The organism is Isoptericola cucumis (genome assembly GCF_014635665.1).
Classification (GTDB): domain Bacteria; phylum Actinomycetota; class Actinomycetes; order Actinomycetales; family Cellulomonadaceae; genus Isoptericola; species Isoptericola cucumis.
Map to the genome: position 1 here is coordinate 135,556 of NZ_BMDG01000011.1, position 11,842 is coordinate 147,397.

12 protein-coding genes and 1 riboswitch are annotated in these 11,842 nt (G+C 74.2%); of the genes, 9 read left to right on the forward strand and 3 right to left on the reverse strand.

Going from position 1 to position 11,842, the window contains the following annotated elements; translation table 11 throughout:
- Positions 1-26: 26 nt before the first annotated feature.
- Together IEW03_RS15870 and IEW03_RS15875 are read right to left on the reverse strand one after the other, a co-directional pair.
- Entirely contained in the window at positions 27-590 is a 564-nt protein-coding gene (locus IEW03_RS15870; RefSeq protein ID WP_188524668.1) for a DnaJ family domain-containing protein, read from the reverse strand.
- 66 nt (positions 591-656) lie between these two features.
- On the reverse strand, positions 657-1,262 hold the full coding sequence (locus IEW03_RS15875; protein ID WP_188524669.1) for a hypothetical protein: 606 nt from the start codon (positions 1,260-1,262) through the stop codon (positions 657-659).
- A 114-nt stretch (positions 1,263-1,376) separates the two neighbouring features.
- On the opposite strand from IEW03_RS15875, the gene IEW03_RS15880 reads away from it, so the two are divergent.
- From IEW03_RS15880 to IEW03_RS15890, 3 genes are all read left to right on the forward strand, one after another.
- A complete protein-coding gene (locus IEW03_RS15880; RefSeq protein ID WP_188524670.1) occupies positions 1,377-2,558 on the forward strand; it encodes an aminotransferase class I/II-fold pyridoxal phosphate-dependent enzyme in 1,182 nt (393 codons plus the stop codon).
- 100 nt (positions 2,559-2,658) lie between these two features.
- Complete coding sequence (locus tag IEW03_RS15885) at positions 2,659-3,447, forward strand: endonuclease/exonuclease/phosphatase family protein (protein ID WP_229738249.1); 789 nt, start codon at positions 2,659-2,661, stop codon at positions 3,445-3,447.
- Positions 3,444-3,941 (forward strand): DUF6328 family protein, encoded by a 498-nt coding sequence (locus tag IEW03_RS15890; protein ID WP_188524671.1) that lies wholly within the window; start codon positions 3,444-3,446, stop codon positions 3,939-3,941. Before IEW03_RS15885 ends, IEW03_RS15890 begins: the two co-directional genes overlap by 4 nt.
- 7 nt (positions 3,942-3,948) lie before the next feature.
- On the opposite strand, the gene IEW03_RS15895 is transcribed toward IEW03_RS15890, so the two are convergent.
- Positions 3,949-4,365, reverse strand: a complete 417-nt coding sequence (locus IEW03_RS15895) for a CBU_0592 family membrane protein (RefSeq protein WP_188524672.1) — start codon at positions 4,363-4,365, stop codon at positions 3,949-3,951.
- Positions 4,366-4,582: 217 nt separating this feature from the next.
- Here IEW03_RS15895 and IEW03_RS15900 point away from each other — a divergent pair, with 217 nt between their 5' ends.
- The 6 genes from IEW03_RS15900 (at position 4,583) to IEW03_RS15925 (ending at position 11,752) form a co-directional block, all read left to right on the forward strand.
- A complete protein-coding gene (locus tag IEW03_RS15900; RefSeq protein WP_188524673.1) occupies positions 4,583-5,488 on the forward strand; it encodes a LysR family transcriptional regulator in 906 nt (301 codons plus the stop codon).
- 128 nt (positions 5,489-5,616) lie between these two features.
- Complete coding sequence (locus tag IEW03_RS15905) at positions 5,617-6,267, forward strand: HdeD family acid-resistance protein (RefSeq protein WP_188524674.1); 651 nt, start codon at positions 5,617-5,619, stop codon at positions 6,265-6,267.
- A gap of 28 nt (positions 6,268-6,295) precedes the next feature.
- Positions 6,296-6,417, forward strand: a riboswitch (glycine riboswitch).
- Positions 6,418-6,680: 263 nt separating this feature from the next.
- Positions 6,681-9,578 carry an aminomethyl-transferring glycine dehydrogenase gene (gene gcvP / locus IEW03_RS15910; RefSeq protein ID WP_188524675.1) on the forward strand — a complete coding sequence of 966 codons (2,898 nt, stop codon included), beginning with the start codon at positions 6,681-6,683 and terminating at the stop codon, positions 9,576-9,578.
- Positions 9,579-9,659: 81 nt separating this feature from the next.
- Positions 9,660-10,820, forward strand: coding sequence for a glycine cleavage system aminomethyltransferase GcvT (gcvT, locus tag IEW03_RS15915; protein WP_188524676.1), 1,161 nt, complete (start codon positions 9,660-9,662; stop codon positions 10,818-10,820).
- Between the two features lie 69 nt (positions 10,821-10,889).
- Complete coding sequence (gene gcvH, locus IEW03_RS15920) at positions 10,890-11,258, forward strand: glycine cleavage system protein GcvH (RefSeq protein WP_188524677.1); 369 nt, start codon at positions 10,890-10,892, stop codon at positions 11,256-11,258.
- A gap of 251 nt (positions 11,259-11,509) precedes the next feature.
- Complete coding sequence (locus tag IEW03_RS15925; RefSeq protein ID WP_188524678.1) at positions 11,510-11,752, forward strand: helix-turn-helix domain-containing protein; 243 nt, start codon at positions 11,510-11,512, stop codon at positions 11,750-11,752.
- The last annotated feature ends 90 nt before the right edge of the window (positions 11,753-11,842 follow it).

Below are 11,842 nucleotides of genomic sequence, written 5' to 3' on the forward strand. Positions count from 1 at the left end.
GGGCGCTGACGCGGCGCCGCGTGGGCTCAGCGGATCCCGAGGGCCCGGCGGCGCTCGCGCCAGCGCACCACCTCGCGATCGACGTCGCGGGTCGGCGTGACGACCGGCGGCCCGCCCATCAGCTGACGGCGCGCGTCGACCACGCGGGCGTTGAACTCCGCGACGACGGCGCGGACCCGGTCCTCGTCGGACTCCCGGTCGAGGGTCTCGTCGAGCTCGGCGTCGTCCTTGCGCAGCTGCGCGGCCGGCAGGATCCCGGTGATGTTCTCGCGCTCCACCAGGTTCTTCAGCCACCAGTCCGGGTCGTGCGTGCCGCCCAGCCCGGGGATGGGCTTGCCGGCCAGGGGGAGGTCGTCGAACTCCCCGCGCCGGATCGCCTGGTCCACGACGGTGTCCACCCACAGGGCGCGGTCGTCCATGCGGCGCCGCGGCGTGCCGGCACCGTCGTCACCGGCGGCCGCGCCGTCCGCGTCCGTGCGGTCCCGGTCGCGGTCCTGGCCGACGTCCTGGTCGACCTCCCGGTCCACGCGGTACTGCGCGGCCCGGCGGGCGGGGTCGCGCTCGGCGTCGTCACGGTGGCGTCGGAACATCGGCATCTCCCTCGATTCGTCCGTCCAGCCTAGGCGAGGCGCGTCGCGTCGAGCAGGCCGATCGCGTCAGTCGTCGAGCAGCGGGTGGTACCGGCGGCGCAGGGCGCGGTCCAGCGCGGCGAGCGCCCCGGCGACCGACAGCACGGTGTTGACGCCGGCCGGCAGGTCGGGGACGAAGGGCAGCTCCCAGCCGGTGATCCCGCCGACGAGGTCGAGCAGCTGGGGCACCTGGGTGACGAGCGCCAGGGCGAGGACCAGCCAGGAGACGACGCCGGCGACCCGGCTCGCCGTCGGGTACCGCGCGTCCATCCGCTCGCGCCACGCCTCGCCGGTGCCGGGCACGGGCGCCAGGTCGCGCGCCTCGGTGCCGTCGACGAGGCGCACGTACCGCATCCCGAGCAGGGACATGCGGGCCTCGATCCTTGCCTGCAGCTCGGCCGGCACCCCCGCGCGGGCGTCGGGCAGCGGGAACCGGGCCGTCGACCGCTGCTCGTCCACCAGCCGGCCGTCCTCGTAGAGCCGGATGCGCTCGTCGGGGTCGAAGTAGTGCACGTCGACGACGTACTCGTGGCCGCGGTGGACCGTGGCGAAGCCCCCGCGCCACAGGCCCTGCCAGCCGCGGACGGGCTCGAGGCGCTCGCGGGCCCCCGCGCTGCTCCCGGTGTCCGTCATGGCGCCAGCCGACCACGCGGCGCGGCGGTCCCGCGTCCGTCGGGCGATGTACCCCCCGCAGGCTGGCCCCGGGTCGCGTCGTCCGGAAGGACGACGTCCCGGCATGATGGACGCATGAAGGTCTCGCGCCGCAGCCACGTGCCCCCGTTCGCCGTCATGCAGGTGCTCGCGGCGGCGAACGAGCGCCGCGCCGCCGGGAACGACGTCCTCAACCTGTGCGCGGGCGAGCCGTCCACCGGGGCCTCCGACGTCGTGCGCGAGCGCGCCGCCGAGCTGCTCCGGCACGCCGACCTCGGCTACACCGAGGCGATGGGGGTGCCGGCGTTGCGTGCGGAGATCGCCGGGCACTACCGCCGCTGGTACGACGTCGACGTCGATCCCGCGCGCGTGGCGGTGACCACCGGCTCGAGCGGGGGCTTCCTGCTGGCGTTCCTCGCCGCGTTCGACGTCGGCGACCGGGTGGCGCTCGCCCGGCCCGGCTACCCGGCGTACAAGAACATCCTGGCGGCGCTCGGCTGCGAGGTGGTCGAGCTCGACTGCGGCCCCGAGACGCGCTACCAGCCGACGGTCTCCCAGCTCATGGAGGCGTACTACGGCGGCGGGCTCGACGGCCTCGTCGTCGCCTCCCCCGCGAACCCCACCGGGACGATGATCACGCCGGCGGAGCTCGCGGCGGTCGCCGGCTGGTGCGAGGAGCACGACGTGCGCCTGATCAGCGACGAGATCTACCACGGCATCGCCTACAGCGACGACGTACAACAGGCGAGCGCCGCCATGTACACGGACGCGGGCGCCGTGGTGGTGAACTCGTTCTCCAAGTACTGGGCGATGACCGGCTGGCGGCTCGGGTGGCTCGTGCTGCCCGACGAGCTGGTCGGCCCGGTCGACGCGCTGGCCGGGAACGTCGCGCTGTCCCCGCCCGCCCTCGCGCAGCACGCGGGGATCGCGGCCTTCTCCCCCGCCGGCTACGCCGCGGCGGCGGAGAACGTGGGCCGCTACGCCGCCTCGCGCGCGGCCCTGCTCGACCGCGTCGACGAGCTCGGCTGGCGACCCGTCGCCCCCGCCGACGGGGCGTTCTACCTGTACGGCAACGTCTCGGCGTACCTCGACGCCGTCGGCGGCGACTCGGTGGCGTACTGCGCCCGGCTCCTCGCGGAGGCCGACGTCGCGATCACCCCGGGCGCGGACTTCGACGCCGTCGCGGGAGGCGAGTGGGTGCGCCTGTCGTTCGCCGCGTCGCCGGACGTCGTCGCGCGTGCCGTCGACCGCATCGTGGCGTGGCAGCGCACCCTCTGACCGCGAGACAGCGCCGGTCCCCGGCAGCCGGACGGGCGCTGCCCGGCGAGAACCGGCCTCCCTCGGCAGGATGGGACTACCTCGACGGGAGGGAGGCCCGGTGATCCGGCTGGTGACGGCGAACGTCCAGCACGCGCTGGTCGACGGCGCGCACGTGGACCTCGAACGGCTCGGGCACGCGCTGGCGGGGCTCGACGCCGACGTCGTCGCGCTCCAGGAGGTCGACCACCGGCAGCAGCGCTCCGGCGGCACCGACCAGACGCGCGTGCTCGCGGGCGCGCTGGGGATGTCCCGCTACAGGTTCCTCCCGGCGGTGCAGGGCCCGCTCGACCCGCCGTGGCGCCGGCGCCGGGCGCCGGAGCGGCCGGCGAAGCACGCGCCCGGCCTGCCCGGCTACGGCATCGCGCTCCTGTCCCGGCTCCCGGTGCGCGCGTGGCACCCGATGCGCCTGCCGGGGCTGAACGTGCCGGGCCTGCCGCCGCTGGGCGTCGACGAGCCGCGCGCCGCGCTGGCCGCCGTCGTCACGACGCCCGACGGCCCGCTGACCGTCGTGACGACGCACCTGTCCCAGAAGGACCCCTGGAAGCGGGTGCAGCTGCGCCGGCTGCGCCGACGGTTGCGGCACGCCCCGCGCCCGCTGGTGCTGCTCGGCGACCTCAACACCCGCGGCGACCTGCCGGCGCGGCGGACCGGGTGGCGAGAGCTGGTGCACGTGCCCACGTATCCCGCCGCCCGGCCGTGGCTGCGGATCGACCACGTGCTCGTCGACGGCGACCTGCGGGCGGGCGGCCCGGCGAGCGCCCGGGACCTCGGGGTGAGCGACCATCGTGCCGTCGTGGTCGACGTCGTCCTGACGTCCGCGCCGCGCGACGAGAGGCGGGCGAGATGAGCGACGAGCCGACCGGCGCGACCCCGGACCTCCGGTCCCACGGCCGGCCCGAGACGCCGGACCAGCGGTCCGACCGGAACTGGAACGAGCTGCTCCAGGAGCTGCGCGTGATGCAGACCGGTGTGCAGATCCTCACCGGCTTCCTGCTGATCCTGCCCTTCCAGTCACGGTTCGCGGAGCTCGACACCTACCAGCACGTCGTGTACCTGGTGCTGGTGCTCGTGTGCATCGCCACGACGGGCCTGCTCGTGGCGCCCGTCGCGCTGCACCGTGCCCTGTTCCGCAAGCACCGCAAGCGGTCGGTGGTCACCGGCGGCGACCGGATGACCAGGGCGGGCCTGGTGCTGCTCGCGATCGCGCTGGCCGGGACGGCGCTGCTCGTGTTCGACGTCGTCGTGGGCCGGACGGCCGGGATCGTGGTCGGCTCGATCGCCGCCGTCGTCCTGCTCGGGCTCTGGGCCGTGGTGCCGGCGATCGTGCACCGGCGGGCCTGAGCGGAGGTCAGGCGGCGAGGTCGACCCGCTCGGCCGTCTCGAGCTCGTCCACGAAGGAGACCTCGGTGACGACCGGCTCGCTGCCGCCCGCCGCCGGGTCCTGGGAGCCGTCGACGACCGCCACGGCGCCGGCGACGCCGGTGACCTGGGCGGCGGCGGACCGCTCGGCACGGCGGGAGCGGGCGATGGTGCGCATCGCGAGGGCGCCGATGATGACGGCGGCGACGTTGGCCAGCGCCGACGGCCAGATGCCGTTGATCACGGCGATGAGCAGCATGATGAACGCGCCGGCGAAGTTGGCCAGCTGGAACGGGAGACCGTCGGCCGTCCAGCGGCCCTTGCTCACCATCCCGTACGCGAGGACGACGGCGATCGCGCCGATCCACCCGAGGGCAGTAATCACGGTCAGCAGGGAGATCGTCATGACGGGCACCTCCGGGGGGGTCGGCGTGGCACAGCAGTGCCACGGAAGGGGTCGCGAGGCACAGGCGTGCCACGCGAGGGGAAGAGCTGAGAGTGTGGGGACGCCGCCCCCGAGAGCCGGGGAACCGGTCGTGCCGGCTGGCGTCGTGATCATTCTGAGACACCATCGGCCTTCAGCGCAATCAAATCTTTCTAGGAAGGGCAGTTAGTATCCCTACATGGCTACCGACCCACGAAGGCTTGCCTTTCTCCTTGCTGTCCATAGGTCCGGGGGCGTGCTCGCGGCAGCAGATCTTCTGCATGTGACCCCGTCCGCGGTGTCCCAGCAGATCGCCCGGCTCGAGGCCGAGGAGGGCCTCGCCGTCCTCGACCGCGGACCGCGTGGCGTGAGTCTCACCCCGGCGGGGCGTGTCCTGGCCGAGGCGGCCGAACGGATCGAGGCCGAGCTGCTGGAGGCGCGGCAGGCGATCGCCGCCCTGGGTGAGGGCGTGTCGGGCCGGGTCGTGCTCGGCTCGTTCCAGTCCGCCATCCGTGCCGTCGTCGCACCGATGCTCGTCGACCTCGCCGAGCAGTTCCCCGGCGTCGAGGTCGACGTCCGCGAGCACGAGCCCGCGGAGGCGGTCCGGATGCTGCGCGCCGGCGACCTCGACGCGATCCTGCTCGAGCGCGACGTCGACATGGACGCCCCCGCCCCGCGCGGCGTCCACGACGTGCCGCTGCTCGACGAGCCGTGGCGCATCGTCGTGCCCGCCGCGATGCCCACCCCCGAGCGCCTCGACGACCTGCGCGAGCTGCAGTGGATCGGGGCCGAGCCCGGCACGGCCGCCGACCGCGCGCTGCGCCGTCTCGCGCGCACGCTCGGCGCGGCGGTCACCACGCGGCACTCCTACTTCGACTTCGACACCGCGCTCTCGCTCGTCGCCGCGAACCAGGGTGTCGCCATGCTCCCCGCGCTGGCGCTCGAGAGCGACGTGCCGGAGGGCGTCGAGGTCGTCGGCCTGGCCGGCCTCGGGTCACGACGCATCGTCGTGCGCCACCGCGCCACCCGGCACGAGCCGGGGCCCGCGGTCCGGGCGGTCGTCGACGCGATGGTGGAGGTCACGCGCGACCGTGAGCTGGCCTGACAAGGGCCCCCGAGCGCTGACCGGCCGTCCCGGCCGCCCGCCGTCTCGACGCGCGGCCCCCGGGCCGGGCTCCTAGCATCGCCAGCACGGGCACGCGCGGGTGCCGGACGCCAGGTGGGGAGGCCGGGATGTCGGACGACGCAGGGGCGGCTCCGCTGTCCGAGCGCACGCTCGGCACGGCGCGACGACTGTGGGGCCTGGTGTACGTGCGGGCCGCGGCATACCTCGCGGCCGGTGTGGTGCTGTTCCTCAACCCCGATCAGGGGCTGGTCTGGCTGCGCTGGCTGATCGGGCTGGTGATCCTCGCGCAGGGGGTGCTGCTCATCATCGAGGGGCGGCCCGTGAAGACGGCCGGCGCGAGCGGCGACGACGTGAGCTGGCGGTTCGTCGTCGGCATCGTCAGCGTCGTGGCGGCCCTGGTCATCGTGCTGTGGCCGTCGATGAGCGTGCAGGTGCTGTACCTCGTCGTCGGGGTCTGGGCGTGCGCCGCCGGCGTCAGCGGGATCATCGGCGGGCTGCGCGGCCGGGCGCTGCGCGCCCCCGCCTGGGACTGGCAGCTGGCCAACGCGGTGCTGTGGCTGGTCCTGGGCGTCGTGGTCCTGGCCCGCCCCAGCGACGACACGGTGACGATCGCCCTGCTGCTGGCGCTCTACCTGCTCCTGGCGGGCGCCGTCATCCTCGTGGGCGGCTTCGCGGGCACCACCCGGGCCCGCGACGAGCGTCAGGCGGCGCCCGACGGGTCCGACGGTGCCGACGGCGCCGGGTCCGCCCGCGGGTAGGATCGACGTCACAACGCAACACGCTGTTCGAACCGCGTCGGGAGAGCTCGCGCCGTGACGTCGGACCGGTCCCCCGGTCCGCGCGCGGCCGGCGCCGAAGGAGCAACCCTCCCCGGGAATCTCTCAGGCACCCCGTACCGTCGCGGCGAGGCAACTCTGGAAAGCGGTCCGCTGCCGCCGACCGGCTCCGGCCGGGCGACGGCGTCGGACCCACCGACGGTGCAAGTCGGCGCGCCCCGTCGTCGGCCCTGACCTGCGCAGACGTAGGTCGGGGGCGGGACATGGCGGACCGGCAAAACTCTCAGGTGGACGTGCGACCGGGCCCCGCCCGGCCCCCGCAGGTCCGATGACAGAGCGGGGAGGGACCGCCGTCCCCGTCCGCCTGCACGGACCGACCCCACGGAGCGCTCGACGTGACCACCTCCCCCGGCTCATCCGCGTACGACCCCGACGTCTTCGCCGACCGGCACCTGGGCCCGCGGGGCCGCGAGGTGCGCACGATGCTCGACGTCCTCGGCCACGACACCCTCGACGCCCTCGTGGACGCGGCCGTCCCGAAGGCGATCCGCAGCGACCGCCCGCTCGCCCTGCCGGCCGCCCGCACGGAGGCCGAGGTGCTCGCCCACCTGCGCGACCTCGCGGGCCGGAACCAGGTCAAGCGGCAGATGATCGGCCTCGGGTACTACGGCACCGCCACTCCCCCGGTGATCCGCCGCAACGTGCTCGAGTCCCCCGCCTGGTACACGGCGTACACGCCCTATCAGCCGGAGATCTCGCAGGGCCGGCTGGAGGCGCTGCTCAACTTCCAGCAGGCGGTCGAGGACCTCACGGGCCTCGAGGTCGCGGGCGCGTCGCTGCTCGACGAGGCCACCGCGGTCGCGGAGGCGGTCGCGCTGATGTGGCGCGCCTCCCGCGCGAAGAGCGGGTACGTCGTCCTCGACGCGGATCTCTTCCCGCAGACCCTGTCCGTCACGCGCGGCCGGGCCGAGGCCATCGGGCTGCCGGTGGTCGTGGCGTCGCTCGACGCCGGGCTGGACGCCGGGCTCGCGGCGGTCACCGCCGCCGGCGGGGCGCTGCCCGAGGGCGACCTCGTGGGCGTCGTCGTGCAGCAGACGGGCGCGTCCGGCCGGGTGCTGGACGCCCGCGGCGTGGTCGCCGAGGCCAAGGAGCGCGGCGCGCTGGTGACGATGGCGACGGACCTGCTGGCCCTGACCTTGCTGGTCTCCCCCGGTGAGCTGGGGGCCGACGTCGCGGTCGGCTCGGCGCAGCGCTTCGGCGTCCCGCTGTTCTACGGCGGCCCGCACGCCGCCTACATGGCCGTCCGCAAGGGGCTCGAGCGCCAGCTCCCGGGCCGCCTCGTGGGCGTCTCGGTCGACGCCGACGGCGCGCCGGGCTACCGGCTCGCGCTGGCCACGCGCGAGCAGCACATCCGCCGCGAGAAGGCGACGAGCAACATCTGCACCGCCCAGGCCCTGCTGGCCATCGTGGCGTCGATGTACGCCGTCTACCACGGCCCCGACGGCCTGCGGGCGATCGCGGAGCGCACCCACGCCCGCGCCGTCGCCGTCGCCGAGGGCCTCCGCAACGCAGGGGTCGACGTCGAGCACGACGTCTTCTTCGACACCGTCCGCGCGGTCGTCCCGGGCCGCGCGCAGCAGGTCGTCACGGCCGCCGCCGAGGCGGGCTACAACCTGTACGAGGCAGACGCCGACCATGTACAGGTCGCCTGCGACGAGACCACGACCCCGGCCGACGTCGCCGCGGTCCTCGCCGCGTTCGGGACGGCCGAGGACGCGGAGGCCGGTGACGCGACGCTCCCGGCGTGGGCGACGCGGTCGACGTCGTTCCTCACGCACCCCATCTTCCACACGCACCGCAGCGAGACGTCGATGCTGCGCTACCTGCGCCGGCTCGCGGACAAGGACCTGGCGCTGGACCGCACGATGATCCCGCTGGGCTCGTGCACGATGAAGCTCAACGCGACCGCCGAGATGGAGGCCATCAGCTGGCCGGGCTTCGCCGACATCCACCCGTACGTGCCCGCCGACCAGGCGCGGGGCTACGCGGAGATGATCGGCGCGCTGGAGTCGCAGCTCGCGGAGATCACCGGGTACGCGGCGGTGTCGGTGCAGCCGAACGCGGGCTCGCAGGGCGAGTTCGCCGGCCTGCTGGCGATCAAGGGCTACCACCGCTCGCGCGGCGAGGCGCACCGTGACCTGGTGCTGATCCCGGCGTCGGCGCACGGCACGAACGCGGCGTCGGCGGCCCTCGCGGGGCTCCGGGTCGCGGTGGTCGCCACGGCCTCGGACGGCGAGATCCTGCTCGACGACCTGCGGGCCAAGCTCGACGAGCACGGCGGCCAGGTCGCCGGGATCATGATCACCTACCCGTCGACGCACGGGGTGTACGAGGAGCACGTGCGCGAGGTCTGCGATCTCGTACACGACGCAGGCGGGCAGGTGTACATCGATGGCGCAAACCTCAACGCGCTGGTCGGGCTGGCCCGGCCGGGGGAGTTCGGCGGAGACGTGTCGCACCTCAACCTGCACAAGACGTTCTGCATCCCGCACGGTGGTGGCGGCCCGGGCGTGGGCCCGGTCGCGGTCGCGGAGCACCTGGTGCCGTTCCTGCCCGCCGACCCGACGCCGGGCGCGGGGGAGGACGGCATCGCCCCGGTGAGCGCGGCACCGCACGGCTCGGCCGGCATCCTGCCCATCTCGTACGCGTACCTCGCGCTGATGGGCCCGGACGGGCTCACCGAGGCGAGCAAGACCGCCGTCCTGGTCGCGAACTACGTGGCCGCCCGCCTGGACGAGCACTTCCCCGTGCTCTACACGGGGCCCGCCGGCCTGGTCGCGCACGAGTGCGTGCTCGACCTGCGGCCGCTGACCGCGGCGACCGGCGTGACCGCGGACGACGTCGCCAAGCGGCTCATGGACTACGGCTTCCACGCCCCGACGATGTCGTTCCCCGTGGCCGGCACGCTCATGGTCGAGCCGACCGAGAGCGAGGACCTCGCCGAGCTCGACCGGTTCGTCGACGCCATGATCGCCATCAAGGGGGAGATCGACCGGGTCGCCGCGGGGGAGTGGGCGGTGGAGGACTCACCGCTGCGCCACGCCCCGCACACCGCCGCGAGCGTCACGGCCGACGAGTGGACGGCACCGTACTCCCGCGAGCTCGCGGCGTTCCCCGTCGCGGGCCTGCGCCAGTCGAAGTACTGGCCGCCCGTGCGCCGTATCGACGGAGCCAAGGGCGACCGGAACCTCGTGTGCTCCTGCCCGCCGCCCGAGGCCTTCGCCACCGTCTGACACCGCTGTGGGTGGGACAGTGGCCCCGATCGGACCAGATTCAGGGCCACTGTCGCACCCACAACACCGAAGGGAGCCTCGATGACCGAGGAGCAGAGCACGCAGGACAAGAGGACCCCGCTGTACGACGAGCACGTCGCGCTCGGCGCGAGCCTGACGGGCTTCGGCGGCTGGCAGATGCCGTTGCGCTACTCGTCCGACCTGGCGGAGCACCGCGCGGTCCGCGAGGCAGCCGGCCTGTTCGACCTGTCCCACATGGGCGAGATCCACCTGACCGGACCGCAGGCGGGCGCCGCGCTCGACCACGCGCTCGTCGGTGCGGCGAGCAAGATCGGTGTGGGCCGCGCGCGGTACTCGATGATCTGCGCGCCCGACGGCGCGGTCCTCGACGACCTCATCGTGTACCGCCTCGCGGACGAGCACTTCCTGGTGGTGGCGAACGCGGGCAACGCGCCGCGCGTCTCGGCCGCGCTGGTCGAGCGCGCCGCCGGCTTCGACACCGTCGTCGACGACCGGTCGGACGCCACCGCGCTCGTCGCGGTCCAGGGCCCGCGGGCCGAGGAGATCCTCGCCGGCCTGACGGCGCCCGGCGACGTCGAGGCGGTGCGGGGGATGCGCTACTACGCCGCAGCCCCCGCGACGGTGGCGGGGATCGACGCGCTCGTGGCCCGCACCGGGTACACGGGGGAGGACGGGTTCGAGCTGTTCGTGCCCGCCGAGCGTGCCGTCGAGCTGTGGCGGGCGCTGCTGGCGGCGGGGGAGCCCCTGGGCCTCGTGCCCGCCGGCCTGTCGGCGCGCGACTCGTTGCGCCTCGAGGCCGGCATGCCGCTGTACGGGAACGAGCTCGACGAGACGACCACGCCGTACGAGGCCGGCATGGGCCGCGTCGTGAAGCTCGACAAGGTGGACGAGGCCGGCGCGCCGCTGGACTTCGTCGGCCGTGACGCGCTGGCGGCGCGGGCGCACAGCGAGCCCGCGCGCGTGCTCGTGGGGCTGCGCGGCGAGGGCCGGCGACCGGCCCGCGCCGGCTACGACGTCGTCCAGCGCGGCCTGGACGGGGCGGTCGGCGCCGTCGTCGGGCACGTGACGTCCGGCGTGCCGTCGCCGACGCTCGGCTACCCGATCGCGATGGCGTACGTGACGCCCGAGGTGTCGGCCGAGGGCACCCGGCTCGCGGTGGACGTACGCGGCCGTGCGGAGCCGTTCGTCGTCGTCCCCCTGCAGTTCTACAAGCGTGCGTAGCAGAATCGCACCGAGCGACCCCGACCCGACCGCCCAGATCCTCCGACCCGACCACCCTAGGGAGCACCCATGGCCGACTTCCCCGCCACCCTGAGCTACTCCGCCGAGCACGAGTGGGTCGACGACGCGTCGCCCGCCACCGTCGGCGTGACGTCCGTCGCCGCCGACGCGCTGGGCGACGTCGTGTACCTCGAGCTGCCCGAGGTGGGCGCGACCATCTCCTCCGGCTCGGTCGTCGGCGAGATCGAGTCCACCAAGTCCGTCTCGGAGCTGTACTCGCCGGTGAGCGGCACGGTGGTCGAGGTGAACACCGCCGCGGTCGACGACCCGGCGCTGGTCAACTCCGACCCGTTCGGCGCCGGGTGGCTGTTCAAGGTGGACGTCTCGGCCCGCGGCGAGCTGATGTCGGCCGAGGAGTACGCCGCCCAGGCGGGATGACGCCCCTGACGGTGCCGTGACCAAACTGTGATCTAGGGGATTGACCAGGACAAACGTCCCCCAGGCAATCTTCTGACCTGCATCAAGACCGCGGGCGTCGGCTTCTGAGGGCCGGCGCCCGCGGTCGCGCTCCCACGCGGCGGCAGCTAATCTCCGCGACCCGCGTCATGATCGCCGCGGTTCCCCCTCCACATCCATGACGGCTTCCCCAGGTCGACCATCGGTCGACAGCCGTCATCGGAGGGACGGACATGAGCACTATCGAATTCGAGCCGATGACCGCGGCCATGCCGAACGCCGCGCTGACGCGACGCGAGCGGGTCATCCTTTCCAACCTCTCCGAGGACGTCACCTTGGAGCAGATCGCGACGAAGCTTTTCGTCACCCGCAACACGGTCAAGTCCCAGGTGCGCAGCGTGTACCGCAAGCTCGGCGTGTCGAGCCGGGCCGACGCCGTCGCCTGGGCCTCCCGGGCGGGTCTCCGTCAGAGCTGACGTCCGCCGCCGACGACGGCACGCCAGGGCCCCGGGTGACAGTTGGGGGGTTGTCACCACGGGGCTCTCGCATGCCGGCGGACGCCCCCG